This window comes from Erwinia sp. SLM-02 (assembly GCF_037450285.1).
Classification (GTDB): Bacteria; Pseudomonadota; Gammaproteobacteria; order Enterobacterales; family Enterobacteriaceae; genus Erwinia.
Genome location: NZ_JAQISN010000001.1, coordinates 1,487,971 through 1,514,969 on the forward strand (window position 1 = coordinate 1,487,971; position 26,999 = coordinate 1,514,969).

General features: G+C 57.4%; 27 protein-coding genes. 8 read left to right on the plus strand and 19 right to left on the minus strand.

Features of this window, described 5'->3' with window-relative positions:
* Positions 1-29: 29 nt before the first annotated feature.
* Positions 30-944 carry a bestrophin family protein gene (locus PGH32_RS06895; RefSeq protein WP_337893570.1) on the minus strand — a complete coding sequence of 305 codons (915 nt, stop codon included), beginning with the start codon at positions 942-944 and terminating at the stop codon, positions 30-32.
* A 127-nt stretch (positions 945-1,071) separates the two neighbouring features.
* On the opposite strand from PGH32_RS06895, the gene PGH32_RS06900 reads away from it, so the two are divergent.
* Entirely contained in the window at positions 1,072-2,409 is a 1,338-nt protein-coding gene (locus tag PGH32_RS06900) for an LLM class flavin-dependent oxidoreductase (protein ID WP_337893571.1), read from the plus strand.
* Here the strand turns inward: PGH32_RS06900 and PGH32_RS06905 are convergent.
* Positions 2,397-3,320 carry a LysR family transcriptional regulator gene (locus tag PGH32_RS06905; RefSeq protein ID WP_337893572.1) on the minus strand — a complete coding sequence of 308 codons (924 nt, stop codon included), beginning with the start codon at positions 3,318-3,320 and terminating at the stop codon, positions 2,397-2,399. The genes PGH32_RS06900 and PGH32_RS06905 overlap by 13 nt on opposite strands.
* 94 nt (positions 3,321-3,414) lie before the next feature.
* Here PGH32_RS06905 and PGH32_RS06910 point away from each other — a divergent pair, with 94 nt between their 5' ends.
* From PGH32_RS06910 to PGH32_RS06920, 3 genes are all read left to right on the plus strand, one after another.
* A complete protein-coding gene (locus PGH32_RS06910; RefSeq protein WP_337893573.1) occupies positions 3,415-3,894 on the plus strand; it encodes a GNAT family N-acetyltransferase in 480 nt (159 codons plus the stop codon).
* A 492-nt stretch (positions 3,895-4,386) separates the two neighbouring features.
* Positions 4,387-6,777: a TonB-dependent receptor domain-containing protein gene (locus tag PGH32_RS06915; RefSeq protein ID WP_337893574.1), complete on the plus strand. Its 2,391-nt coding sequence runs from the start codon at positions 4,387-4,389 to the stop codon at positions 6,775-6,777.
* 238 nt (positions 6,778-7,015) lie between these two features.
* Positions 7,016-7,915 carry a tetratricopeptide repeat protein gene (locus PGH32_RS06920; RefSeq protein ID WP_337893575.1) on the plus strand — a complete coding sequence of 300 codons (900 nt, stop codon included), beginning with the start codon at positions 7,016-7,018 and terminating at the stop codon, positions 7,913-7,915.
* A gap of 103 nt (positions 7,916-8,018) precedes the next feature.
* Here PGH32_RS06920 and PGH32_RS06925 read toward each other — a convergent pair whose 3' ends face one another.
* Positions 8,019-8,315, minus strand: a complete 297-nt coding sequence (locus PGH32_RS06925; RefSeq protein ID WP_105595663.1) for a SelT/SelW/SelH family protein — start codon at positions 8,313-8,315, stop codon at positions 8,019-8,021.
* Between the two features lie 165 nt (positions 8,316-8,480).
* On the opposite strand from PGH32_RS06925, the gene PGH32_RS06930 reads away from it, so the two are divergent.
* Entirely contained in the window at positions 8,481-9,050 is a 570-nt protein-coding gene (locus PGH32_RS06930; RefSeq protein ID WP_337893576.1) for a hypothetical protein, read from the plus strand.
* Positions 9,051-9,071: 21 nt separating this feature from the next.
* On the opposite strand, the gene PGH32_RS06935 is transcribed toward PGH32_RS06930, so the two are convergent.
* From PGH32_RS06935 to map, 3 genes are all read right to left on the minus strand, one after another.
* On the minus strand, positions 9,072-9,605 hold the full coding sequence (locus PGH32_RS06935; RefSeq protein ID WP_314420150.1) for a hypothetical protein: 534 nt from the start codon (positions 9,603-9,605) through the stop codon (positions 9,072-9,074).
* A 242-nt stretch (positions 9,606-9,847) separates the two neighbouring features.
* The gene (locus PGH32_RS06940) at positions 9,848-10,240 is read right to left on the minus strand and encodes a (R)-mandelonitrile lyase (protein ID WP_314420530.1); all 393 of its coding nucleotides are present in this window, start codon (positions 10,238-10,240) and stop codon (positions 9,848-9,850) included.
* 134 nt (positions 10,241-10,374) lie between these two features.
* Entirely contained in the window at positions 10,375-11,163 is a 789-nt protein-coding gene (gene map / locus PGH32_RS06945) for a type I methionyl aminopeptidase (protein WP_337893577.1), read from the minus strand.
* Positions 11,164-11,368: 205 nt separating this feature from the next.
* Here map and PGH32_RS06950 point away from each other — a divergent pair, with 205 nt between their 5' ends.
* Positions 11,369-11,962, plus strand: coding sequence for a flavin reductase family protein (locus PGH32_RS06950; protein ID WP_337893578.1), 594 nt, complete (start codon positions 11,369-11,371; stop codon positions 11,960-11,962).
* 82 nt (positions 11,963-12,044) lie between these two features.
* On the opposite strand, the gene PGH32_RS06955 is transcribed toward PGH32_RS06950, so the two are convergent.
* Both PGH32_RS06955 and PGH32_RS06960 read right to left on the minus strand, forming a co-directional pair.
* A complete protein-coding gene (locus PGH32_RS06955; RefSeq protein WP_337893579.1) occupies positions 12,045-12,815 on the minus strand; it encodes a YdcF family protein in 771 nt (256 codons plus the stop codon).
* Positions 12,816-12,841: 26 nt separating this feature from the next.
* Positions 12,842-13,822 (minus strand): LacI family DNA-binding transcriptional regulator, encoded by a 981-nt coding sequence (locus PGH32_RS06960; protein WP_337893580.1) that lies wholly within the window; start codon positions 13,820-13,822, stop codon positions 12,842-12,844.
* A 380-nt stretch (positions 13,823-14,202) separates the two neighbouring features.
* Here PGH32_RS06960 and oxlT point away from each other — a divergent pair, with 380 nt between their 5' ends.
* Both oxlT and PGH32_RS06970 read left to right on the plus strand, forming a co-directional pair.
* Positions 14,203-15,474, plus strand: a complete 1,272-nt coding sequence (gene oxlT, locus PGH32_RS06965) for an oxalate/formate MFS antiporter (protein WP_314420159.1) — start codon at positions 14,203-14,205, stop codon at positions 15,472-15,474.
* 19 nt (positions 15,475-15,493) lie between these two features.
* Complete coding sequence (locus PGH32_RS06970) at positions 15,494-16,192, plus strand: GntR family transcriptional regulator (protein WP_337893581.1); 699 nt, start codon at positions 15,494-15,496, stop codon at positions 16,190-16,192.
* A 31-nt stretch (positions 16,193-16,223) separates the two neighbouring features.
* Here the strand turns inward: PGH32_RS06970 and PGH32_RS06975 are convergent, their stop codons facing one another.
* From PGH32_RS06975 to iolD, 11 genes are all read right to left on the minus strand, one after another.
* Positions 16,224-17,381, minus strand: a complete 1,158-nt coding sequence (locus tag PGH32_RS06975; protein WP_337893582.1) for a Gfo/Idh/MocA family protein — start codon at positions 17,379-17,381, stop codon at positions 16,224-16,226.
* A complete protein-coding gene (locus tag PGH32_RS06980; protein WP_337893583.1) occupies positions 17,374-18,447 on the minus strand; it encodes a sugar phosphate isomerase/epimerase family protein in 1,074 nt (357 codons plus the stop codon). Before PGH32_RS06980 ends, PGH32_RS06975 begins: the two co-directional genes overlap by 8 nt.
* 26 nt (positions 18,448-18,473) lie before the next feature.
* Positions 18,474-19,715, minus strand: a complete 1,242-nt coding sequence (locus PGH32_RS06985; RefSeq protein ID WP_337893584.1) for an MFS transporter — start codon at positions 19,713-19,715, stop codon at positions 18,474-18,476.
* A 183-nt stretch (positions 19,716-19,898) separates the two neighbouring features.
* The gene (locus PGH32_RS06990) at positions 19,899-20,378 is read right to left on the minus strand and encodes an Hcp family type VI secretion system effector (protein ID WP_337893585.1); all 480 of its coding nucleotides are present in this window, start codon (positions 20,376-20,378) and stop codon (positions 19,899-19,901) included.
* Between the two features lie 47 nt (positions 20,379-20,425).
* Entirely contained in the window at positions 20,426-20,614 is a 189-nt protein-coding gene (locus PGH32_RS06995) for a hypothetical protein (RefSeq protein ID WP_337893586.1), read from the minus strand.
* Positions 20,615-20,876: 262 nt separating this feature from the next.
* Positions 20,877-21,569 carry a hypothetical protein gene (locus PGH32_RS07000; protein WP_337893587.1) on the minus strand — a complete coding sequence of 231 codons (693 nt, stop codon included), beginning with the start codon at positions 21,567-21,569 and terminating at the stop codon, positions 20,877-20,879.
* A 173-nt stretch (positions 21,570-21,742) separates the two neighbouring features.
* The gene (locus PGH32_RS07005) at positions 21,743-22,705 is read right to left on the minus strand and encodes a GlxA family transcriptional regulator (protein ID WP_337893588.1); all 963 of its coding nucleotides are present in this window, start codon (positions 22,703-22,705) and stop codon (positions 21,743-21,745) included.
* Between the two features lie 42 nt (positions 22,706-22,747).
* Positions 22,748-23,524 carry an MBL fold metallo-hydrolase gene (locus tag PGH32_RS07010; RefSeq protein WP_337893589.1) on the minus strand — a complete coding sequence of 259 codons (777 nt, stop codon included), beginning with the start codon at positions 23,522-23,524 and terminating at the stop codon, positions 22,748-22,750.
* A gap of 157 nt (positions 23,525-23,681) precedes the next feature.
* Positions 23,682-23,990, minus strand: a complete 309-nt coding sequence (locus tag PGH32_RS07015; RefSeq protein WP_314420175.1) for a hypothetical protein — start codon at positions 23,988-23,990, stop codon at positions 23,682-23,684.
* A 110-nt stretch (positions 23,991-24,100) separates the two neighbouring features.
* Positions 24,101-25,012 carry a myo-inosose-2 dehydratase gene (gene iolE, locus PGH32_RS07020; RefSeq protein ID WP_337894273.1) on the minus strand — a complete coding sequence of 304 codons (912 nt, stop codon included), beginning with the start codon at positions 25,010-25,012 and terminating at the stop codon, positions 24,101-24,103.
* A 29-nt stretch (positions 25,013-25,041) separates the two neighbouring features.
* Entirely contained in the window at positions 25,042-26,886 is a 1,845-nt protein-coding gene (gene iolD / locus PGH32_RS07025; RefSeq protein WP_337893590.1) for a 3D-(3,5/4)-trihydroxycyclohexane-1,2-dione acylhydrolase (decyclizing), read from the minus strand.
* Positions 26,887-26,999 lie beyond the last annotated feature (113 nt).

A 26,999-nucleotide genomic window follows, 5' to 3' on the forward strand; every position in this document is an offset into this window, starting at 1 on the left:
TTTTGACGGGTGAAATCGCTGGGGAGGATTCAAATCAGGTTAAAGCGGGCGTCCGGCTTCAGCGACGGCGGCAGTGCGTCATTGTTCATATCGCACAGGGTACGCTCGATGGTGTTGCAGATGGCGTTCAGCGGCAGGTCGTTAGCGTCCACGCCGAACGGATCTTCCAGCTCTTCCGCCAGCGACTCCAGCGACAGGAAGGTGTAGGAGATAAACATCGATACCACCGGGGTCATATAGTGCAGGTCGGTCACCAGCGCAAACGGCAGCAGGGTGCAGAACAGATAAACGGTGCGCTGCAGGATCAGGCTGTAGGCAAACGGGATCGGGGTGTTGCTGATGCGCTCGCAGCCGCCCAGCACCTGCGACAGGGTGTTCAGATTATGGTCGATGCCGTTATACAGCAGGTCGGAGATCGCGCCGCGATCGCGCTGCTGCGCCAGCCACTCCCCCAGGCAGAGCAGCAACCGGTTGGCGCGAAACGGACTGGCAAGCACCTCCGCCTGCAGACTGGCAGGCAGCAGGCGGCGGATATCCTCGCTGCTGTCGGTGCCACGCAGCTGATGCTTCAATGCCCAGCTGAAGGCCAGCAGCAGGGCGGTGAATTCGGCCACCGCCGCCGGATCGCGGCGCAGTGCGCCTTTGGCCTGCCGCAGCAGCGAACGGGTGGTAATCAGCAGTGAACCCCACAGCGTGCGGGCCTCAACGAAACGCGCATAGCTGGCGCTGTTGCGGAAGCCAAGGAAGATAGCAATCGCCACGCCCAGCAGGCTGAACGGCGCGGTGGTGAGGTGCACGCCCAGCGTTTCGTACCACTGCAGGCTGAACACCGCGATAATCGACATCAGCAGATTCAGGCCAAGGCGAAACATTATTTTGGACAGCACCGCGCCGCGCCAGGAAAACAGACGGCGGAACCAGTGCTGATGAGGACGAACGATCATGGCAATATTTCCAGTGAGTTAGACACAAAGCGGCAATGCAAAGCCAATATTGATATTTAAATCTGCGGCGATTTTATGGAAATCTGAAGGCATAACTTATTACCACGGAATACCACGGAGTTAGCCTATGAGCCAGATTGCACGCCGGATTAAACTCGGTCTGATGTTACAGGGAGCGGGCGGTCATATGAATGCCTGGCGGCATCATAACGTCCCCGCAGACGCCAGCGTCAATGTTAACTGGTATCACCAGTTGGCGCATCAGGCAGAAGAGGCGGGGCTGGATTTTTTATTCGTTGCCGACGGTCTGCACATTAATGAAAAGTCGCTGCCGCACTTCCTTAACCGCTTCGAGCCGATAGCGCTGCTCTCCTCGCTGGCCTCGGTGACGCACCGCATTGGCCTGGCCGGAACCATTTCCACCTCCTACAGCGATCCCTTTACCGTGGCGCGCCAGGTTGCCTCTCTGGATTTACTCAGCGGCGGACGCGCGGGATGGAACGTGGTGACCTCCCCGCTGGAAGGGTCGGGCCGCAACTTTGGCCGCGCGCATCCTCAGCACTCCGAGCGCTACCGCATTGCCGAAGAGTATCTGCAGGTGGTGCAGGGACTGTGGGACTCGTGGGAGGACGACGCCTTTATCCGCGACAAGCAGAGCGGGGTTTTCTTTGACGCCGCAAAACTGCACGCGCTGAACCACAAAGGCGAATACTTCTCGGTGGCCGGGCCGCTGAATATCCAGCGCTCGGCGCAGGGTCAGCCGGTGATCTTCCAGGCCGGCGCCTCGGATACCGGTATCGCGCTGGCGGCCAAAACGGCGGATGCGGTGTTCACCAACGCCCGCACGCTGGAAGAAGCCGAAAGCTACGCGCACAGGTTGAACGCTGAGGCACGGGCGCAGCAGAAACCAACGCCGGGCATTTTCCCCGGCATCACGCCAATCGTCGGCAAAACGGAAGCCGAAGCGGAAGAAAAATATCGCTACCTGCTGTCGCTGCTGTCGCTGGACGATGCCCTCAGCTATCTCGGTCGCTTCTTCGACCACCATGACTTCAGCCAGTACGATCCCGATGGTCCGTTCCCGGATCTCGGCACGCTGGGGGAAAACACCTTCCGCTCAACCACCGATCAAATCAAGCGGCTGGCGAAAGAAGAACAGCTGACGGTGCGCGAAGTGGCCTACCGGACGACGCTGCCGAAAGGCGAGTTCTTCGGCACGGCGGAGCAGGTGGCGGACACCTTTATTCGCTGGGTGGAGCAGGGCGGCGCGAGCGGCTTTATCATCTGCGGCCCGGTTCTGAACGAGGCGCTGGACGACGTGACCCGCTACGTGCTGCCGATCCTTGCCGCACGCGGCTACTGGCATCAGGACGATCGCACCACGCTGCGGGCGCGGCTGGATCTGCCGGCGCGTGAGAACCGCTATGCGGGTAAAACCGAACCGCAGCTGACTCACGCTGGCTGATTTTTCAGCGCGTGCAGCAGTTCAAGCAGCCAGCGGCAGGCATCGCGCTGGCTGTTTTTCTGCCAGCTGTAAATTTTGACCCGGTAGCGCGGGATAGCAAACGGCAGTGGGTGGATACGGAATTCCACGCTGGGCTGCAGGCGTTCGGCGGCATAGCGCGGAATGGTCATCAGCAGCGGGCTTTGGGCGATAATAAAAGGCGCGCCCAGCACCGACGGCATACGCAGGGCAATATCGCGTTCCAGCCCCAGCAGCGCCAGTTCACTGTCGATGTAGCCCGTTTCCTCATTCCACGGCGTGACCACCAGATGCCGCGCGGCGATATACTGCTGGAGGTCAACAGGCCGGTCCCCCGGGAAAAAGCGCGGTGAGGCAATCACCACGTACTCATCTTCCATCCAGTCCATTTCTTCAATGTCCGGCAGCGGGCGATCGTGAACCTCACTGAAACCCAGCGCAAAATCCACCCGACCGGCCATCAGCTCGTGGAGCGCCACCTTTTGCTCGCTGTTGATCAGCTGAAAGCGGATCCCCGGCGCAACCTGCTGAACCTTCGCCATCAGCGCGGGAAACAGGCTGAAGGTGGTGAAATCGGTGACGGCGAAGGTGAATTCGTGCTGGCTGGTGGCCGGGTCGAAGCGCGGCCGCTTCTGCACGCTCTGATTCAGCCGCGACAGGCTGTGGTTCACCGATTCCGCCAGCGCGCTGGCAAACAGGGTGGGCTGCATCTCGTGACCGACGCGGTAAAACAGTTCGTCGCCCATATGGCGACGCAGCCGGCTCAGCGCATGGCTGAGCGCCGAGTTGCTCAGCGCCAGCTCCTCCGCCGCGCGGGCGACCGACCGGTGGCGGTAAACCGCATCAAACACCAGCAGCAGGTTCAGGTCGAGGTTACGTAAGTTAGGATGCATGATATTCACTGTATGCTGTTAAAAATGCACTTCATTCATCGGAGATTAGCGGCTATTCTGCCCGCCATCAACTCAATGCACGACAGGAATTTCCATGACAATTGTTATCCGCAACGCGGAACGCCGGGATGCCGGGCTGATTTTTGCAATGATTGCCGAGCTGGCTGAATACGAAAGAGCACTGCATGAAGTGGTCGCTTCTCAGGCGGATATTGAGCAGACGCTGTTTGCCGCTGACAGTAAATCTGAAGCGTTAATCTGCGAAATTGACGGCGAGCCGGCAGGCTACGCGGTCTTCTTTACCAGTTACTCCACCTGGCTGGGAAAAAACGGAATTTATCTGGAAGATCTGTACATTTCCCCGCGTTTTCGCGGCCAGAAAGCGGGAAAACAGCTGCTGCGGCATATTGCCCAGCTGGCGGTCGCGCGCGGCTGCGGACGCCTGGAGTGGAGCGTGCTGGACTGGAATCAGCCGGCCATCGATTTCTACAAAAGCATCGGTGCCGCGCCGCAGGATGAGTGGGTGCGCTACCGGATGGAAGGGGCGGTGCTGACCGACTTCGCCGCGTCCTGATTATCTGTAAATCCTGCCTGACCGGCTGGTTCGCTGCTTCACCGTTTATAACCAGCAGCCAGCCAACCAGCCAACACGTCCATAAATCAGCCTGTCAGTCACTGGCTTAATCAGCCGTCAGTAACCTTAAGCTCACCGAGGCGTTCAGGCCACAGGAACGCCGTCGGGTGGGTTCTGAACGCGGATTAAAACTTTCCAGCGATAGAGCTACCTTATTTATATCGCTAAATCAATGTTTTACCGATGGTTTTCGTTCCGCGTTAGCGGCTACACTGCACACTTCAATGACAGCGCAACGTTTAACCGGTGAAAAAGTTCCGCCGCAAAGTGTAAATAATTATTAATTTGAGATTGATAATGGTTATCATTTATATATGATGTCGCAAAATATAAAGATTCACCTGCAATACCCTTTTTAGATTCGTTACACACCCGTTAGTACAGGAAGCCGATGCCGGGCAAATACCAATAAAATAGATCAGGGTATTTGACATGCTCAAATTTTCATCCCGCAGGGGATTGCTACAGACGTCTCTCGTCATGGGGACGTTTTTTACCGCTGCCGTGAATGCCGCAGAAGCGCCTGCTGCGCAAAACGACGTTGCTAACACCAGCCAGAAACAGAATCTGGTCAAACCGGTTAAAAACAGCGAACCGGTTATGACCGTGACCGCCCCGGATATTAAGAAAGTTGCCGGGACGAAGACCACTATCACTGCCGATGAGCTGCAAAAACGCGGCAGCAACGACTTCGGATCGGTGATGCGCAACCAGCTGGCGGTCAGCGCCACCGGTTCTAACAGCGGTTCGTCCGACGGTAAAAGCGGCTTCGATCGCGGCGGCTACACCGGGTACAACATTCGCGGGCTGGAAAGCAACCGCGTGGCGCTGGACGTTGACGGCATTCCGCAGCCGGATGCCACCGGCCGCAGCTACGCCAGCCGCGCGGGCGTGAACACCTTCGGTATCGGCCGCGACTACATCGATCCTTACGTCTACGGGCAGATCGATATCGTTGCCGGTGCCACCGAAACGTCCTACGCCAACAACGCCATGGGCGGCTCCGTCTCGTTCCAGCCGAAATCCGCCGACGATTACCTGCAGCCGGGTAAAGATACTTATTTCGGTTATCAGAGCGACTACGACTCCTCCAGCCGCAGCTGGCATAACGGCATCACCGCCGCCGCCGGCGACCAGACCCTGCGCGGCCTGATTGCCTACAGCCGCCGTGACGGTCAGGAAACCCGCAACAACAGCGGCGTGCATGAAACCTATCCGGCGAACTGGCACTCCGATGCGGTGCTAACCTCCGGCATCTGGCAGCCGAACGACGAGCACAAATTTACCGGCGTGCTGGATTTCTACAGCAAGGTTAAGCACACCAACTACGACAGCTGGAATAATGCCGGCAGCGCGATCCTCGGCCCGGCCAACCAGCAGAGCAATACCCGCCGCTGGGGTGCCTCGGTGAAAGATGAGTGGACGCCTTCCAGCCAGTGGGTCGACAGCCTGACCACCAAAGCCTACTGGCAGCAAACGGAAGCCCATGACAACACGCTGATGCCGGATGAAACGACGGGCAATATTCAGCGCGTCTACTCCGACTACAACGTGAAAACCTACGGGCTGGAAACGCAGCTGGCGAAAACGCTGGGTCGCCATAACCTGAGCGCCGGTCTGAACGGCCGCATCAGCGATGCCGAACGCCCGTTCCGCCAGTCTCCGGCACCGGGTCCGTTCAGCGTGGTGATGAAGCCGCAGGGCGACAGCCGTACCTCGGTGCTCGGTGGCTTCGTACAGGATGATATCCAGTTCGATCTCAGCGGCCACAACTTCTCGGTGGTGCCCGGCGTGCGCGTCGCCCATCAGGAAACCAAACCGAAGAACCTGGATAATCTGACCGCCAACAGCACCGCGCTGAACGGCGCGTCGGTTGAAACGCTGTACGGCAAAACCAACAAAGACACCCAGGTGCTGCCGTCCATCAGCTTCAACTACGACCTGACGCCAACGCTGATGACCTATATCCAGTACAAGCGCGGCGCACAGTTCCCGAACGCCAGCCAGCTGTACGGTTCGTGGAACCTCGGCTCAAGCTATGCCGGTCCGGCACAGTATGCGCTGATCGGCAACACCGATCTGGATACCGAAACCAGCAATAACTTCGAGTGGGGCGTGAAGGGTGAAGCCGTTGAGGGCGTCACGCTGAACACCTCGCTGTACTACAACAGCTACAAGAACTTTATTGCCTATTCCCGCTATCGTCGTGCGGCGAACCCGGACAAGTTCGTTAACGTGCCGTCTAACATTTACACCACCTATCAGGCTGAGAACCGCGATAAAGCCTACATCTGGGGCGGTGAAATCAGCACCACGGTTCACTTTGGCACCTGGTTTGAAGAGGTTAACGGCCTGAGCGCTAACTTTGGCGTGGCGTACAGCAAAGGTCAGTCTAAGTCGAGCTATAACGGCGACCGGTATGTCGATCTGGAAAGCGTCGCCCCGATGAAAGCGATCGTGGGTGTGGCGTGGGACGATCCGGCACAGCGCTACGGTGCTGCGGTGACCGCCACCTTCGTGAAGGGCAAGCAGGCTGAAGCCACCAACCGCGAAAGCTACACCAACGTGGGGACGCCAATCACCGACTCTACCGCAGAATATATGCGTATTGCGGGCTACGGGATGGTGGATATGACCGCATGGCTGAAAGTGGCCAAAAACGTCAAGCTGAGCGGTGGGGTTTATAACCTTACCGATCGCAAATACCGCGATTACCTCAGCAGCCGCGAGCTGACGGAGAATACCGCGCAGGACGGCTATGATAACGCGCTGGCCGTGATGCCGGGCCGCAGCTTCCAGCTGGGCGTGAACGTCGACTTCTAATCGCTGTTAAAGCTGAACCTGTACTCAACCCCGCGTTTAATCGCGGGGTTTCTTTTTATGCGGCAAGAACAACATGGAAATAGTTAATTGTGTGGCGTAAATATATAGCCGTGCGGATATTCTTATTTTTTTTATAATCCTGTACAAGATAGTCTTCAGAAGGTAGTTTTCTCGTTTCCCGGAGACGCTGACCTTCAGGGTCAATTCATCATCAGTCTCTGTCAATAAGGACTGAAATATGAAGCCCCGCTCAAAAATCACCCTCGCTATCTCTGCCGTTATTATTATTTCCGCTGCATCAGCCCTTACTTACAAAATCAAAGAAGATAATAAGCATAAATATATCCTTCAACAGGCTGAATCCGGCATGGTGAAATACCAGCTGGCGCTGGGGGAACGCTATTTTAACGACCATGATATGCCGCAGTCAGCGTACTGGCTGGGCAAGGCCGCAGAGCAGGGAAGTCATGAAGCGGTGGACCGCCTGGGCGTGATGGCCTATTACCTGAAGAGCAAGAGCAACCCTTCGGCCGAAGATCAGCAGCTTTTTACTGAAGTGGAGCAGACGCTCAACGCCAGCCGTCGGCCGCAAACCATGCTGGACATTTATCAGCAGCGGGCAGCAGAAGGCGATATGGATGCCGTGCTTTCACTGGGAATTATGTATAAACGCGGCGAAGGCGCGCCGCAGGATTATGCGCAGGCGCGAAACTATTTTGAACGCTACGCGGCCTCAGATAAAACCTCCAGCCCCGGCTCCGGCGAATATTATCTTGCCTCGCTGTATCTGGCAGGTAACGGTGTGGCTGTTGATGGCGTCAAGGCGCTGGCATTACTGCAAAAATCCTGCGATCTGAAATTCAAACTCTCCTGCTATCAGATCGGCGACCTCTATTACCAGGGAGGGGAGTCCTGGGCCAAAGATTATAAAAAAGCGACGGCGCTGCTGGATGTTTATTCAGAGGGGAAATCAGCCGATTCTCGTGCAGTAACCCATATTCAGGATTTATTTACGATGTATCGCGACGGTGGGCATGGTATTCAGCCAAATCCGCAGCGAATTAAAGCGATTAAAACTCAGCTGTGCCGCGCCGACGAACTTTACGGCGAAGACTGCGAGGGGATAGCGCAGCAGTAAAAAAAACAGTAGCAGTAGCAGTAGCAGTAGCAGTAATTGTGATGCAGGGTCGCCTGAACAAGCCGGGTATTTATCCACCCGGCTTGAACGCCTGAACTACGTATTATTCCGCCGGCTTCGCATGCTGATCGATATGGCCAAGATCGCGCTCGGGGAAGCAGATCGCGCGCAGGCGGCGCTTAATTTCGGCGGCATCCGGGAAGCCGTTATCGGTTTTACGGTTCCAGATCACCTCATCGTTGACGGTAATCTCATAGATCCCGCCGGTACCCGGCACCAGGGTCACGGAGGCCAGATCGGTGCTGAAGGTATGCAGCAGCTCCTGGGCCATCCAGCTGGCGCGCAGCATCCAGTTGCACTGGGAACAGTATTGAATTTTAACAGCGGGCAGGGTGCTCATCGTTGTGGGCCTTTCAGTCGGTAAGAGAAAAGGGGAAGTCATCAGCGGCCTGATTTTATCCTGAACCGTTGATGTTGTCCTGCTGATTGTTAATTCAGACAGGTCTGAAATGGCTCATCAGCGCTTTTCATTAAAATAAGTGTACCTCTGTTCAGGGAAAGAAAAATGAAAACGTTTAATCAATCACTGTTATTAATCTCCTGCCTGGCGCTGGCCTCCTGTTCCACCATGCATAAATACGCCACCGGCCGTTATTACGAGATATATCGCGCTAATGACCTGCACGCCTGTGAGTTTAAAACCAAATTTAACGCCTGCGCTGAACCCTACACCTTCGATGTCAAAATTTCGGATGATAATAACCGCATCGCGCTGGCCGAATATTTCAGCCCGTCGCAAAATTCCAGCTATTTCGGTTTTATTCGGGATGACTATGCCCGGCAGACGCAGCCGATCCGTGACTTTGTCACCTGGTCGAAAGCCAATATGGCAGGGGGAAAACGTGTAACCGTGAAGCGTAAAGCGGGCAATGCCGTGGGTTACCTGTTTGAACACAGCGATGTGGTGTACGTATTCGACTATATCCATTCCCGTGAAGATGTGCCGATGCTGCTGCTGAATATTGAAGGCCGGGGGCGCTACTTCGGATTCACCACGCAGGAAGCAGAAAAACTGCTGCAGGTCATGGATGCCTGGTACGCCGGGAGTTTTACCGGCGAGAAGCTCACCGGTTAAGTCCGACGGTGCCGGAGAGGGTTAAAACTTCTGCAACCTGAAGCTGCCGTCGTCGCAGTTCTTCAGCTGTAAATCGGTGACCGGTTTTTTGTCGTAGTATCCTTTTTGGGTTTTATACACCTCATAAACGAACACTTCGCCGGTTTTATACGAGCCGGTAACGTAGTAATACGAACTCAGGTTCGGCTTAAAGGACACCGTATGGAAACTGCCGTTATCGGCGATCATGCGGATAGCGATATTGTCTTTCGCACTCACCCAGAATTCACGCCGCATCACCGACGTTTCCGGGATCTCCGGGAAGCCGAGCAGTTTGTTATTTAGCTTCGTCTGGAAGCCGATTGCATTATTGGTGTAACCGTTATCGGGGGAATCAAGATTAATGCACTCTGCGGTATTGGGATAGACGCGCATATAGTCGAGGTTTCGGTTATCAAAACTGATTCCAACGCGATCGCCGGATTCAACGTCCTCCAGTTTATGGCTGTAGGTTGCCACGGAGCATCCGGTTAATGTGGTGAGAAGCACTCCGGCCAGTAAGGTTATTTTGATCATAACTATTCCGCTGTCATCGTAAGCGTGGTGAGAATAATAACGGTGTCGACGTTGTTAATTTCCGTTATTAATATTTATATAAAAATATGGGGATATTCTGGCAGTGGAAAGGTAAGTCAAAAATAAGATATCTCTGATTAAACGGAGAATGATTGATGGATTATTACAGATTTAAATTTCGTCAGGCGATATGCTAAAGACATTGTGAATAATTGCGCCCGAATCCAGGCGCTCTGCATTAATCAGGGATACTGTTCGTCGCTCACGTGCTCCAGCCAGTCAACCACCTTACCGTTTTCACCCTCGGCGATGGCGATATGGGTCATCGCATTGTCTGCTGATGCACCGTGCCAGTGCTTAACGCCGGGACGGATCCAGACGATATCGCCGGAGGCGATCGGCTGCGCTTCCTTATCCCACTCCTGTACCCAGCCCTGGCCGGAGGTGACGATCAGCGTCTGGCCCAGCGGATGGGTATGCCACGCGGTACGCGCGCCGGCGCTGAACGACACGGTTGCGCCACCCACACGGGCAGGTTCGGTTGCCTGGAAAGGGGCGTTAATGGTGACCGTGCCGGTGAAATAGTCGGCGGGTCCGGCAACCGGAGCTTTGCTGCCGCTTTTGATAATATCAATCATCAGGTTTCCTCTGCGTAAAATGAAAATCGGGCGTCCGTGAACGGATACCCGACAATCATAGGCCATTCAGGCGCAGAGAAAGAGGCGGCAACGATCATAGCTGTAATGAGCCTGATTCATTAATCCGCGGCTCAGATCGCTTCGTATTCTCCCGTGCCGTCGGGCCACGGGGTCAGCAGGTCAAACCCGGTATCGGTCACCGCCACGGTGTGCTCCCACTGCGCCGACAGCGAGCGGTCTTTGGTGACGACCGTCCACTCATCGGCCAGCACGCTGACCACCGCTTTACCGGCGTTTATCATCGGCTCGATGGTGAAAATCATTCCCGCCTTCAGCTCCGGCCCCTGGCCCGCAATGCCGTAGTGCAGGATCTGTGGGTCGTCATGATAAATCTGCCCGATACCGTGACCGCAGTATTCGCGCACCACGCTGAAGCCCGCGCCTTCGGCCACTTTCTGGATCGCCGCGCCGATATCGCCGAGCGTACTGCCGGGGCGCACGGCACGGATGCCGGCTACCATTGACTGATAGGTGACTTCCACCAGGCGTTTAGCGCGAATCGACGGGGTGCCAACGTAGTACATGCGGCTGGTATCGCCGTACCAGCCGTCGCAGATCAGCGCCACGTCAATATTGACGATGTCGCCATCGCGAAGCGCTTTTTTCGAGTTCGGAATGCCGTGGCACACCACGTGATTCACCGAGGTGCAGGTGGTTTTGGTGTAGCCGTGATAGCCAATATTGGCCGGGACGCATTTCAGCGTATTCACGATATAGTCGTGGCAGATATCATCGATTTGCTCGGTGGTAATACCGGGCTTCACATGTTCACCGATCATCGCCAGCACTTTGGCCGCGAGGTTTCCGGCGATCCGCGCCTTCTCAATTCCCTCGGCTGAGTGAATTTTAATATTTCGCATAACGGTTCCTGAATTTAAGTATCTGATAGCTATTCTAGTTTCCGATTAACAATGAAACAATCACTGACGTAATGAATCCCGTTATTAGACTTATTCTTTCCCTGTTATCCCAGCGTGCTGCGCGTTGAACGCCGGCACGACAGGCAGCGGCCTGATGGTTTATCCTGAATTTTACTGCGTAACATGCTGACCGTTGAGAGGATCCATGAACGAATTTATTACCCCCGTCGCGCTGGAAAAAGCGTATCGCCTGATTAATCACGGACCGACGGTGCTGGTTTCCGCACGTCACGAGGGCGTGGAAGATGTCATGGCCGCCGCCTGGGCCACCGGGCTGGATTTTTCACCGGCCAAAATTCTGGTGGTGCTGGATAAAATTGCCAAAACCCGCCAGCTGGTGGAGGGGAGCGAAACCTTCGTCATTCAGGTGCCGACGGTCGCGCAGATTAAGCTGACCCATGCCGTCGGCACCCGCAGCCTGTTTACTGAAGCGGACAAGCTGGCGAACTGCGGCGTTGAACTGTTCTCATTCGAGGGCTTCGACCTGCCGTTTGTGGCGGGCTGCTCGGCGTGGCTGGCCTGCCGGTTGATTAACGAACCGCATAACCAGCAGGCACACGATCTGTTTATTGGTGAAGTGGTCGGCGCCTGGGCTGACAGCCGGGTGTTCAGCGACGGCCACTGGCATTTCGATCGCGCCGATCCCGCGCTGCGCAGCCTGCACTATGTCGCGGGCGGGCAGTTTTACGCTACCGGTGAATCCCTGAACGTGCTGGACGGCGGCGAAAAAATTGACTGAGAGATTATGTCTCGGGTGACTGGCGTGCCGCAGAGCAATTCGGCACACCGGTTTCAGGAAGCCCTCTGCGGAGCATTCGCCCTCAGGCGCGGCTCAGATTGCCCAGCGTCGTCTGCGTCACGCGTTGCCACGCTGCGGTGACGTCCAGCGGGATATCGACGTGGCCGATAAACCCGGCACCTTTCGGCCCGTAGCCGCTGGCATCATCCTGCAGGCGGCGCATCTCGCCCAGCGCCATGGAGATAAAGCGCTCGGTATCCCAGATCCCCGCGCTCTGCGCGCCGGTAATTACCGTGCTGCCCGCAACGGAAACGAGGCGGGGGACAAATACCGGCCAGTTAACAAATTCAGCGGTCATGCTTTTTTGCCGCCAGCTGAATTCAAAGGTTTCCCGGGTGCGGCGCTGCATTAAAGGGTCCTGCGAAAGAATGATTTTCTCGGCTTTCAGTCCCATTCCGGCAATCATCTCGCGGGTAAACTCCGCGTTCTGCCCGCAGTTCGCCGAGCGGTTCTCAACGTAAAGCCGCTCAGCAGGAATACCGAAGAAGTCAGTGGCCAGCGCGAAGAAAATCTCCGCTTCGCTGTGCTGGTCGAAGGTGGCGCTTCGGGTTAACGCGTTTTCAGCCAGCGCCTGCTTGAGTAAGATCGTGGAGTGACCCACGCCGCCGGTCAGCAGCAGCGGAATCCCGGTGGTGGCCGCCAGCTGCATCACGCCCAGGATTGCCGGCACCACCGCATGCCCGGCCAGCACGATCAGATCGGCGTCAAAGCGGCCCGCCGTCGGCAGTTCGTCCCACGCAAGCCATTCGCAGAGAAGGTTGATATCGCTGAGGGTAATGTTATCTGTTTGCATCGTTGATTCCTGCCCGAATTCCCTGATTAACTGGAAAGCCGCTGAACAAAGCGCCACGCCAGCCGCGATCTCTCCGGCGGCCCGGACGGGTCGTTAATCTTATTCAGCAGCAGCGCTACCGCCTGGCGACCAATCTGATGCGAAGGCTGTTCGATGGTCGAAAGCTGCGGGGAAGTCATTTCACCCAGTTCGGTGCCGTCAAAACCGATCACCGCAATATCCTGCGGGATGCGCAGACCGGCTTCATCAATAGCGCGAATCGCCCCGGCGGCCAGCGTATCGGAAATCGCGAATACCGCATCGGGCCTGACCGGCTGCGCCAGCAGGTTTTGCATCGCCGCTTTCCCGGCGTTGAAGCTTAATTCCGCGGCGTATTCCACAGGGAAACCGTCGAGATGATGTTCCTGCAGGCTGTCGAGATAGCCCTGCTCGCGCTGGCGGGCGTATTTGTAGGTCAAATCATGGTTGATCATCGCCACGCTCCGGCGGCCGCCTGCAATAAACTGGCCGACCACAAATCGCGATGCCTGATAGTCGTCGATGCCCACGCTGGATACCGATGACTCTTCATCATATTCCGCGCACTGCACCCAGGGCGCGTCGGCGATCAGCGTGCTGAGCTGCGGCAGGGCGGAGATGGCGTCCATGGTGATCACCCCGTCAACCATTTTGCCCGACAGCAGCTGCAGGCTGGACTGCGAACGCTTGACGTCCGAACCGGAGTTGCACAGCAGAATGCGATAGCCGTTGCTTTCCGCCTCGGCCTCAATGCCTTTCACTACGTCGGCGCAAAACGGGTTGCTGATGTTAGACACCATCACCAGCAGCATATTGCTGCGCGCGGTGCGCAGCTGGCGGGCCAGCAGGTTCGGCTGATAGTTACTCTCTTTAATTGCGTGAAGCACGCGCTCGCGATTCTGCGGTTTGACCGTACCCTGATTATTAAGCACGCGGGAAACGGTGGCTACGGATACACCGGCAAGGCGCGCAATTTTCTGAATCGACATCCCATCACTGTCCACGCTAAACGTTATTCCGCACAGATTAACACAGTTTCAACAGGCTGTGCCGGGGCGGCATAAACCGCAGTGCCGGGTCAATCAGCGGAACCGTTTCCTTCGCACCATCATTGCGCACCAAATTTTTGCACTGCATCACACTTATCCCGCCATGAAATCTCTTTCTTGCTGATTTTAAACGCTTTTTAAAACTGGCACGTTTTCTGCTTTGGTTCTCTGTATACACAGCGGTGTATCCGGGTGAAGACAGTCCGGATCCGACATCAGCAGGTATCGATTGGGATGAGTGCGCAGTAAAACATCAGCGCCCGTGAAAAAAGTGGCACGACCACGACGGGATAACAGAGCGTAATTTTGGAGAAATATCAATGACCTCAATAAGCGAACCGGTGGTAATAGCGAAACACAGTAAGTGGGTACAGCTCCTGTTGGGGTTACTCTGTATGGCGGCCATTTCCAGCCCGCAGTACGTCTGGACGCTGTTGACCAAACCGATGATTGCCAAACTTGGCGTCGGGCTGGCCGAAGTGCAGGTCACGTTCTCGCTGCTGATTATCCTGCAGACCTTTTTCTCACCGTTCCAGGGACGGCTGGTTGAGCGCTTTGGCCCGCGCCTGCTGATCTCCATCGGCACGTTGATGGCCGGTTTCAGCTGGGTGATCGCCGCCCGGGTGGACAGCCTGGCCTCGCTGTATCTGGTGTATGGCTGCCTCGGCGGGCTGGGCACCGGCATCGTTTATATCGGCGTGGTGGGGCTGGTGATGAAGTGGTTCCCGCAGCAGCGCGGCTTTGCCGCCGGCACCGTGGCGGCAGGCTACGGCATGGGGGCGATTTTCACCACCTTCCCGATCTCCATTTCGCTCGGCAGCTACGGGCTGGAACAGACGATGACCCTGTTCGGCCTGATCTTCGCCGCCGTCGGTTTCCTCGCCAGCCAGGGGCTGAGACTGCCTGAAAACAGCACGATGATGCCGGTCAGTAAAACGGCTTCGCCGGTGCAGGGACAGCGCCAGTTTAAATCCGGTGAAATGCTGCGCCAGCCGCTGTTCTGGCTGATGTTTCTGATGATGACCATGATGTCCACCTCCGGGCTGATGGTCACCTCGCAGATGGCGATTTTTGCCGAAGACTTCGGCATCAGCAAGGCGGTGATCTTCGGGATGGCCGCGCTGCCGCTGGCGCTGACCATCGACCGCTTTACCAACGGCCTGACGCGCCCGCTGTTTGGTTTTATCTCCGACCGCTACGGCCGCGAAAACACCATGTTTATTGCCTTCGCGCTGGAAGGCGTGGCGATGACGCTGTGGCTGGCCTGCCGCGAGGATCCGCTGCTGTTCGTGCTGCTTTCCGGCGTAGTGTTCTTTGGCTGGGGTGAAATCTTCTCGCTGTTCCCGTCCACGCTGACCGATACCTTCGGCAGTGAAAACGCCTCCGCTAACTACGGCTGGCTGTATATTTCGCAGGGCATCGGTTCAATCTTTGGCGGGCCGCTGGCGGCGCTGATGTATCAGCATACGCACAACTGGCACCTGGTATTTGGCTGCGCGATTACCTTTGACTTTATTACCGCCGGTCTGGCGTTGTGGGTACTCAAGCCCTGGCGCGCCCGCTTTATGCGCGCACAGAAGTCACCGCACTGATCTAAGGAACATCGGCAAAATGGCATCAGAACTGACCAGGCTTCTTCCGCATTCTGTCCGGGTTTACCGCCAGCTCAGGCAGGAAATTTATGAGTTTGTTCTGATGCCGGGGGACCGCTTCACCGAAGTGGATATCGCCAGCCGCCTGGGGTGCTCCCGCACACCGGTGCGCGAGGCGCTGCTGACCCTGCAGAATGACGATTTAATCCGGCGCTGCTTTCGCAACGGCTGGGAGGTTTGCCCGATTGATTTCGACGTTTACGAAGATCTTTATGCCACCCGTATCCTGATTGAGGTGGATACGGTGGCGCGCCTGTGCGGGCCGGAGTCGTCGAAAGTCGACCGCCGCGTGCTGGCCAGGCTGCGAGAGCTGTGGGTGATACCGCCGGAACAGCAGGAGCAGGCCGGGGAGAAAATCGCCACCATGGACGAGCAGTTCCATATTGCGCTGACCGCAGCCGCGGGCAACCGCGAGCTGACGGCTATCCTGACCAATATCACCGACCGGATACGCATTATGCGGCGGCTGGATTTTGAGTATGACGTGCGCATTGCGCAAACCTACGCCGAGCACGCTGAACTGCTGGAGGCGATAGAAAAGCGGGAGAAGGAGCGGGCGGTGAGCCTGATGCGCGAGCATATTGAGGATGCGCACACCGGCGCCTGCGCCATCACCCTCCGGCGCTTGCAAAAGGTCAGGGCGAGAAACCTGCCCTGACCTGACGTAGAGCGCGGGGCGGGGTGAACATTTAATCCAGCGTGGCCACCTCAACCCAGCGCTGCTGCTGATGGCTTTGCAGCATCGCTTCCACGATCAATAGCACGGCGGCTCCTTCGTGGAAGGTGGCGAAGTGAGCCGCGTCCACGCCCGGCCGTTTACCCTGCCGGATGAAATCATAGTAGTTCAGCATCATATTCTTAAACGCGTCCGGCCAGCCTTCAATGTGACCACCGGGGAAGTGCACGGCGGCGGCCACGTCGCGGTTCACCAGCGAAGGGTCGTCACTCAGCGTCTGATTCGGGCGGTCGCGATGCCCCAGCCACAGCTGCTGCGGCACTTCCTGATCCCACGCGATAGACATTTCGCTGGCATTTACCTCAAACGCCAGCCGGTTTTTGCGCCCGGCGCTGACCTGTGAAACCGTCAGGCTGCCCCGGCTGCCGTCGTCAAAGCGCAGCAGGATCGAGGCGAAGTCTTCGGTGTCCACGGCCACCTCATCGTACTCGCCGTTCTCGTCGGCCGCGGCAAAGGTCGTCGCGGTCCCGCGCGCCACCCGGCGAACCGGATGCACGATAGAAAAGTCAGCCATCACCGCGCTGATGCGCCGCCCGGTTACGAACTGCAGCGTATCGCACCAGTGGGAGCCGATATCGGCCACCGCCCGGGATGCGCCACCCTGCGCTGCGGATACGCGCCAGTTAAAATCGCTGTCGTAGAGCATCCAGTCCTGCAGATAGCTGCCGTGAACGGCAAAAATGCGGCCCGCCTGCTGCCGGCGGATCAGGCTGGCGGCCTGCTGCACCATGGCGAACTGGCGATAGACAAAGCTCACGCCGTGCACCACGCCGGCCGCCTCCGCCAGTTTCACCAGCTCGCGGGCCTCCTCGCCGGTCATGCACAGCGGCTTTTCGGAGAACAGGTGCTTGCCCGCCGCCAGCACCTGGCGATTGATCGCCGCGTGCAGATGGTTGGGGGTGCAGTTATGCACCACCTGCAATCCCTCATGTCGCAGCAGTTCAGCCACGTCGGCATAAGCGTGCGGTACGTTAAGCTGCCGCGCTTTCTCCTGCGCCTTTTCCAGCGAGCTGTCGCAGATGGCCACCACCTCTACGAAGCCCAGGCGGCGGATCGCTTCCAGATGCGCCGGGCCGATAAAGCCCGAGCCGATAATCGCCGCCTTAATCATTTTTTTGCTCCGCATCCAGCCCCAGCATGGTGCGGATGCTGTCGTCTTCGCTGCCGGTGGCGGCAAAGTCATCAAACGCCCGCGCGGATACCGGAATAATATGTTCGGCGATAAACTTCGCGCCTTCCCGCGCGCCGCTTTCCGCCTCCTTCAGGCAGCATTCCCACTCCAGCACCGCCCAGCCGTCGTAGCCGTACTGCGCCAGCCGACTGAAGATGCCTTTAAAATCAATCTGACCATCGCCCGGCGAGCGGAAGCGGCCGGGGCGTTCGCTCCACGGCTGATAGCCGCCGTAAACCCCGCTGCGCCCGGAAGGGGTAAATTCGGCATCCTTGACGTGGAACGCTTTAATACGCGGGTGGTAGAGGTCGATAAAGGTCAGGTAGTCCATCTGCTGCAGCAGCATATGGCTCGGATCGAACAGAATATTGCAGCGCGGATGATGGTCGACCGCCGCCAGGAAGCGGTCGAAGGTCACGCCGTCGTGCAAATCCTCCGACGGATGCAGCTCGTAGCAGACATCCACGCCGTGGCGGTCGAAGGCGTCGAGGATCGGCTTCCAGCGGGCGGCCAGCTCGCTGAAGGCCGCCTCGATCAGCGCCTCCTTGCGCGGCGGCCACGGGTAAAAGTACGGCCAGGCCAGCGCGCCGGAGAAGGTCGCATGCGATTTCAGCCCCAGCTTTTCCGAGGCGGCTGCCGCCTGCAGGAGTTTCTCCGCTGCCCACCGCTGGCGGCCCGGCGCATCCTCGCGCAGCGCCGCCGGGGCGAAGTCGCGAAACGCCAGTTCGTAGGCGGGGTGCACCGCCAGCAGCTGCCCCTCAAGGTGAGTCGACAGCTCGCTAATCACCAGCCCGTAGCGCGCCAGCAGCGCGGTAATGTCATCACAGTAGGCCTGGCTGCCGGCCGCCTTTTCCACATCAAAAATTGTCGGATGATTACAGGGGATCTGCAATGCCCTGAAACCCAGCCCCGACGCCCATCTGGCGAGGTTTTCCAGGGTATTAAACGGTGGCATATCACCGATGAACTGGGACAAAAACAGGCCAGGCCCTTTTAACGTTTTCATTGCTTACTCCTGAAGTTTGTCAAAAACTATTCCTGCTCTTTGTACTTGAAGGTGAAGAGGAATATGACCGCGATAACCGCAGCGGCAACCGCCGGGATCAGCCAGAACGTGGTCCAGTTTTCCGGCTGATGCACGCCGCCGTGGTTGATTAACTGGTTGTACAGCGCGCCGGAGATCTGCGATCCCAGCAGCATGCCGATGCCGTAGGTGAACATGACGATCAGGCTCTGCGCCTGGCCTTTGACCTGGCTGCCGGCGATGCGGTCGGTGTAGATAAAGCCGATAACGAAGAAGAAGTCGTAGCACACGCCGTGCAGGAGGATGCCGATGTACAGCAGCCAGCGCGTCTCTTCATTGACGCCGAAGGCAAACAGCGCGTAGCGCACGAACCAGGCCGCCATACCGATCAGCAGCATGTACTTCACCCCCAGCCGACGGAACAGCAGTGGGATAATCAGCATAAAGAAGATTTCGGACATCTGGCCGAACGACATCGCGGTACTGACGTCCGCAATACCCACGTCGGAGAGGAACGACGCGGTAAAGGCGTAGTAGGTCCCGAGAGGGATCGAGATCAGCGTGGCGCAGATGGCAAAGATCAGGAAGTGGCTTTTCTTCAGCAGCGCGAAGGCGTCGGCGCACAGCAGATCGCGCAGGGCAAACGGCTGGCCCTTAGCCGGGGCAGGGGTGTGCGGCAGCGTCAGGCTGTAGGCGGCCAGCACCGCAGAGAAGACGGCGGCCAGGCGGAAGATATCGGTGCTGGCGGCGATGCCGCTGACGCCGATGCAGATCCCGGCCACGATCCAGCCGATGGTGCCGAACACCCGCACCACCGGGAAGCTTTTTTCGCTGTTGCTCAGGCTGTGGAAGGCGATGTTGTTGGTCAGCGCCAGGGTGGGCATATAGCACAGCGTGTAGGCGAACAGCAGGGCGATCAGCAGCGAGCCGTTCTCCGCCAGCAGGGCCTGCGGGACGAACCACAGAATCACCGCACCGGCCAGATGCAGCAGGGCCACCACCTTCTGTGACGGGAAGAAGCGGTCAACCACCATTCCCAGTACGAACGGCGAGAGAATGGAAGCAATCGGCCCGGCGGAGAAGGCGTCGCCGATGATGCTGCCGAGATTATGCTGGGTCATCACCAGGCCGAGCGTAACCGACCAGGTTCCCCAGATGAAGAACTGTAAAAACATCATTAATGACAGCCGCGGTACCAGCATCACATGCTGCTGCCGCGAACCGTTGCCAGCGGTAAGTGAAGAAACCATCGTCAGACCCCTTCCTGAAAAGTAATCGATTACATTATTGTGTCAGATGAATGTAATCGATTACTTTTGAGGTTTCCTGGATCTTTTATCGATCTGCGAGGTGGCTCACAAGCTTAATTTTTTACTAAAAGATCGTCCGGCCCGGCGCTGGCTTTCGCACCCTGCCTCCTCTTATAACCTTAATCAGGCACAACAACGATCGTTCCATGAATCACGATAAATGATATTACCTTCCGTATACTTCCAGGTGATCGCCTCGTAACGCAACTCGAGCGTTTCAAGGTGAGTGCTACTCACACCGTTAGGAGCCAGATAGGGCGCAACTGTTGTGATTTTGACGTTATCCAGAATGATATTGAAATATTCGGCCTCAACGCCTGATTCAAGAATGCGATACATCTTGATTGTACCTTTCTTCATGGTTCGGCCTTCGCAGACAGCGCGGTACAGAAGTGGTGTTGTCTGATCAAAGTCTTTCACTATCGTGATAGGGCGGTGAACGCACGTACCTGTAAGTTTCCCCCAGCTCGGATCAACGGGAATAGTGACTCCGTGGGAAAATGATTTTAACTCGATAGAACCCAGACGCTGTGGCATTGAACAACTGCCCACAATCGGAGAACCATTTTCATCTTCAAGCCATAAGTGTGCGGGAGTGGACATGTAATTTCCTTATCACTGAGTATTAAATATTGGGGGGGGTTAGCGTTTCACCATTTCACATAACGACCAAAAATAATCATTACTGCTATGAAAAAAACACCTATTGGCCAGACTGGACTACTGGGGAAAAAATGCGCCTGAACCAGGGCGAAAATAATGGTTAATACGGTTGGGCCGTAGACAGAAAAGAAGAAGCGCCCCTGCCACCGTAAAAAACGTTTGATATACATCATCATGGCTATTGAATCATCCTTCCTATGTATCTCCCTTATTACTGATGATTTAAGTAACTGTAATGTCGACGCTATTACCATTTACAGTAACGCGTGAAAACAAAAATCATAATTATGGCGAATACGCCTACAGGCCAGACAGGGCTATCTGGAAAAAAATACCCCTGAAGCAGTGCGAAAACGATCGTAAAAATTACTGGTCCGTACAGTGAAGATAAAAACCTGAGCTGCCACAGTAGGAATTTCTTTAGTGATCGAATCATGGTTATCTGATCATCCGAGTGATGATATTTGCTATACCAGAATCAGACGACCATTGCTTTTCAAGTGCGCCCGCGCGCTCGAAGACCGGTTCAATCAGGAAATACATCATTTCCAGTTGTTGCATGTAAAGTGCAGAGTAATAAGCTGGATATTGGACGTGTAGACGACGAGCACTATCCGCCGCTTTCTGAACCAGGCCATATGTGGCCACAACTCCGGCAGCCGTACCCGCTGCACGTCCCGTAAGGGCACTGAGTTGCATACTTAGATTCAATCCAATACGAACGCTGGTAGCTACCGCTAAAGCGTACCCCACTCCGGAAAGGGAGCTGGCCGCGATATGAACATTCACGGCCATAAGCGCTTTTTTAATATGCTCTAATTGGGCATTGGTTTTGTATTTGAATATTTCTTCAAAGTAGACCCGCAGCATCTCATAGACAACGTCACCATGCTGGATAATGCGAATAACAGCATTCCTGAAGCGCAGATCCTCGGTCTTTTGCTGCTGGCAAACGTCATTATATTCATCAGTGAAACAGGATGTGTAATACAGCAGACGGGTCGCACCTTTCCCTAATGTATCAACTTGTTTTCTGACCTGCTGACCGACGGCAGAAAGAGCACGATCGAGCTTTAATGCAAGAATCTTATTGGCCTGTAAATAACTGATGACTTCACTGTTACCATACATAATCGCTCCTTGCGTATTTTCATTAAACCCAGTTATTCATTCTTTCCACGGGAGGGGACGTTAAAGAGATTGGTACCGTACCAGTTATATGAAATAACGTCAGTAGCGATCTTACTGAGTTTCATCGGTAGCTCTCCCTCTGAGCGACGCGAAATACCGCCGTACCGTGCCCGTTACGGCTCAGCCTTACCGCCCTGGAAGGTACGCCGCCATTCACTGGGGCTTACGGTGTAGCGCTGCTTAAAGCTCTGGCGGAAGGAAATCACCGACTGATAGCCGCTCAACGTGGCGACAGCTTCAATGGAATGCTCGGTCAGTTCCAGCAGTTGCTGGCTGTTCTGCAGGCGCTCGGCGTTGAGCCATTCGCCGACCGACATGCCGGTGGCGCGCAGAAAATGGCGGGTAAAGGTGCGGCGGCTCATCATCACCCGGGCCGCCAGCGAATCGAGATCGTGCTGGCGATCGAGGCTGTCGCGCAGATAGCCGAGCAGGGCGTTGATGCGCTCGTCCTGAGTGGTTTGCGGAATAGGGTGAGAAATATACTGCGCCTGCCCCCCGTCGCGGTGCGGCGGGATCACCATCCGCCGTGCGACCCGATTTGCCACAGCGCTGCCGTAAAACTGGCGCAGCAGGTACAGGCAGCAGTCCATTCCTGCGGCGGTCCCGGCGGAGGTGATCAGCCGCTGCTCGTCAACGTAAAGCGCGTTGGTATCCAGCTGCACATGCGGGAAGCGCGCGCTGAAGTCCTGCTCAAACTCCCAGTGGGTTGAGGCGCGACGCCCGTCAAGCAGGCCGGCATACGCCAGCACGTAGGTGCCGAGGCACAGGCCCACGACTCTGGCGCCGCGCTGCCAGGCGTCGCGCAATGCCTGGCATAATGCAGGGGACGGCTGCTCGCCGGGATGCGGCCACCAGGGCACGACGATCAAATCAGCCAGCGCCAGCACTTCCAGCCCGTGCGGGGTTTCAATGCTCATGCCCATCAGCGATTTCAGCGTGCCGGGCCGTTCGGCGCACAGCGTCAGCTCGAACAGCGGGCTGTCGGCCAGCACCGGGCCGAAAATAGTGCAGGGGACCGAAACGTGAAACGGGCTGAACCCGGGTGTCACCAGCACGGCGACCGACGGTAACGGCATAGTTTTCTCCTGATGACGGCGCAAGGACGGCTATCTTACCACTCAGAACGTCCGGCTTTCGCCATCTTCGGCCACCCACAGGCGATGGGCAAAGCCGTTGCGCTCCGCGTAATCGCGCAGCGGCTGGCGGCCGAGCAGACAGTGGTTAATGGCCTCCATATGGCTGGCAACGATGTGACTTTCCGGCAGCAGGCGGTGAACCCGCAGCGTATCCTCCTCGCCCATGATAATCGCGCCGAAGCAGTCAATCTGCGCACTTCCGGCATTCAGCACCACCACGTCGGGTTTGAACGCTGCCAGCGCCTGCTCAACGGCCGGAACCCAGACGGTGTCCCCGGCTATATACAGCGTCGGCTCAGCGGGGTGCTGAAATACCAGGCCGCAGGCTTCACCCAACCGCTTTGCCAGCGGCGGCAGCGCGTAGGCGGCATTGCTGCCGTGCTGGCCGTCGGTTTTCCACAGGGTAATCCCGTCAATTTCCGTACGATCATCCAGCACCGTCACCGCGGTGAAACCCTGCGCGTGGATTTGTCTGGCATCCTGCTGATTCTGGCTGAACAGGGGGATATCACGAGCAATTAAGCGCTGTGCGGCCTCATCCCAGTGGTCCTCGTGAGTGTGGGTGACGATAACCGCATCGGCATTAATGATCTCGGCAACCGGCAGCGGCAGGTCGACCAGTGGGTTGCGCAGATGGCTGCGGGCGGTACCGGGAAAACCGGGCAGCGCGCCTTTATCTGCCAGCATCGGGTCGATCAGAAAGGTTTTGCCGGCATAGTCCAGCCTGAGCGTGGCGTTGCGGATCTGAGTGAGTTTCATGTGGGCTCTCCATCTGAGCGGCAGCGGAATACCGCCGAACCGCGCCAGTATAGAGAGGAGGGAAAATCGCAATAAGTAGCCTGATGGACAATAAGCGATGGGATTGGGACAACTTTGTTCCGGGCCGCATCGACCCCACTGAAACTCTGCCACTAATTCAGGCGTAGCGGCGAACGGCAGGCGCGCGCAGCCGGGCCAGAATACAGGCGCAGTTCTCGTACAGCGTGCAGATCCGGCGCTCCAGCACCTCCGGCGGATGGGCCTCCACTTCCGCATACATACTGAGAATTTCGCTTTTACAGTGCGAGCGGCAGCTGCGTTTCTTCTGCCGGGCGTCCAGCCAGCGCAGCAGCATCCGCTTTTTCTCCGCATCGCGGTGCAGCATGCTGCTCCTGATGCTGCGAATGGCCTGCAAAAAATCCTGATAGAAGTCGGTGATATCCTGCATTTTGTCGATATTCATCATTTTTGCATCATCCTGCCCGGTTAAGCGGCAGCCGGATAATCCCCGGCTGCCGGGTCGTCAGTCAGCGGCGCTGGCCGCCGGTGACGGGGTCATGATTACACCGCCGCCGTTCAGCGTTTCGCGGCCCGATCGATAGCGTATCCGGCTTTGGTCAGCGAGGATTTCAGGCTGGCATAGCCAATCCGCGCATATTCCAGCGGTGGTGCCAGCGCCGGATCCTGCTCGGCCTCCACCACAAACCAGCCCTGATAGCCAATGCCCGCCAGCCGCGAGATGACCGCATCAAAGTCAATGCTGCCGTCGCCAGGTACGGTATAAACGCCTTTCAGCACTGCATCGAGAAACGAGTCGCGCTGCCAGTCCAGCCCGGCGCGCACGTCCGCACGAACGTCTTTGGTATGTACGTGGTTAATGCGTTTACCGTGCTTGCTCAGGACGCTCAGCGGGTCGACCCCGGCAAACACCAGGTGCCCGGTGTCAAACAGCAGCCCCACCTGCGGACCGGTGGCCGCCATCAGCAGATCGATGTCGCGTTCGTCCTCAATCACCGTGCCCATATGATGATGGAAGGCCAGCGGCACGCCGAAATCGCGGCACCAGCTGGCGAACAGATCCAGCTTCGCGCCGTACTCGCGGATCTGTTCTTCCGTCAGCCTGCGGCGCTGGCTCAGCGGTACCTGCTGCTGGTTCTGAATGGTGCCTGCGGTTTCACCGTAGACCAGGCAGGCCGCACCGCACGCCTTAAACAGCTGCATCTGCGGCGTGGCTTTGGCGATCTCACTCTCCAGATCGTTATCCAGCAGGGTGCCGGAGTACCAGCCGGACACCAGTTGAAGCTGATATTCCGCCAGCTGCGGCTGCAGTTCAGCGGCGGTGCGCGGGAATTTACCGCCGGTTTCCACGCCGGAAAAACCGGCCAGCCGGCTCTCCGCCAGGCAGACGGAGAGTGGGGTGTCGCCGCCGAGCTGCGGCAGGTCATCGTTGGACCAGGCGATAGGGGCAATACCCAGTTTTGCGTGCAACGTCATGTTCTGTTTCCTCTGGCTGAAAGTTAAATACCCAAACGCTGTTTTTTACGGCCCTCAACCTGTTCGGTCCGCGCCTGATTCACGCTTTCGCGCTGGCTGACTTCCGGCACGCCCACGTCCCACCAGGCGTCACCCGGCGTCCACTCGTGCGGATGCGTATCGATACAGATCACCGTGGTGCGGTCGTTGCCCTTTGCCCAGTCCACGGCGGCGGCCAGTTCGTCCAGGCTGCTGACCTTGCGGGCCAGCGCGCCCATCGACTGCGCGTTAGCCACGAAATCAACGTGGAACGGTTCGGTGACCCGGCAGTCCTTCAGCAGATTGTTAAACGACGCGCCACCCTTGGCGTTCTGCAGGCGGTTAATCACCGCGTAGCCGCCGTTGTCGCACACCAGCAGGATCAGCTTGTGGCCGGAAAGCACGCTGGAATAGATATCCGAGTTCATCATCATGTAAGTGCCGTCGCCAATCAGCACGAACACGTCGCGATCCGCATCGATCATTGCCGTGCCCCAGCCCGCAGAGATTTCGTACCCCATGCAGGAGAAGCCGAACTCACAGTCAAAAGTGCCGGGATTTTTCACCTTCCAGCCTTTAACCAGCTCACCCGGCAGGCCGCCCGCCGCGCTGATCACATAGTCTTCGGCAGCGGCGCGTTCATTGACCACGCCAACCACCTGAGCGTAGGTCGGTACGCCGGTGGTCACGGTGCGTTGCTGGCGCTGGTCAATCAGTTGATTCCATGCGGCGAAGGCGGTTTTGCCGCTGTCCAGCCAGCTCGCGTCCACTGCATAACTGCCGAGCGCGGCGTTGAGTTCGCGGATCCCCTCGCGGGCATCGGCGACCAGCGGCAGCGAGAAGTGCTTGTGGGCATCAAAGCGCGCGGCGTTAATGGCAATAAAACGGGCTTCCGGTGAAAACACCGTCCAGGAACCGGTGACAAAATCCATCAGCCGGGTGCCGATGGCGATAATCACATCGGCCTTTGCCGCCAGCGCGTTGGCGGAGGTCGATCCGAGAATGCCTACCGGCCCGATATGCAGTGGATGATCGTGGGTCAGGGTGCCTTTTCCGGCGATGGTTTCCACCACCGGGATACCGCGCTGGCGGGCGAACGCTTCCAGCTCGGCCTCGGCCCTGGAGTAGCGCACGCCGCCCCCGGCAATAATAATTGGATGTCGGGCGGAAGCCAGCAGCTCGGCCGCCTGCTCCAGCAGATCTCGATCGGGGCGCGGACGCGGGATGGTGTGAACGCGGCGGGCAAAAAACGCCTCCGGATAGTCAAAGGCCATTTCCTGCACGTCCTGACACAGGCCAATAAAGGCCGGGCCACAGTCCGCCGGGTCGAGCATCGTCGCCACCGCCTGCGGCAGCGAAGAGAGGATCTGCTCCGGCCAGGTGATACGGTCCCAGTAGCGGGTTACCGCCTTAAAGGCGTCGTTGACCGTCTGGCTGGGATCGCTGAAGTGCTCCACCTGCTGCATGACCGGGTCCGGCACGCGGCGGGCAAACGCATCGCCGCAGATCATCAGCATCGGCAGACGGCTGACATGGGCCACGCCGGCGGCGGTCAGCAGGTTAGTGGTGCCGGGACCGATCGAGGCGGTGACCACCATAATCTGCTGGCGCAGACGCGCTTTGGCGAAACCCACGGCTGCGAAGGCCATTGACTGCTCATTCTGGCCGCGCCAGGTCGGCAGCACGTCCTGCACGCTTTCCAGCGCCTCGCCAATGCAGGTGACGTTGCCGTGGCCGAAGATGCCGAACACACCGGGGAAAAGCGGCACGTCTTCACCGTCAACGTGGATAAACTGATTGCTCAGGTAACGGACCACCGCCTGTGCAGTGGTGCAACGATAGGTCGACATAGTTTCTACCTGCTGTAAGGCCCGTAATCAGGCCGGTTGTGGAATTTAATTTGCTGAAATTTATATAAAGCAATTTTAGTTGCAACTTCGGGCGTAGCTCCCCCCGAAGGGAG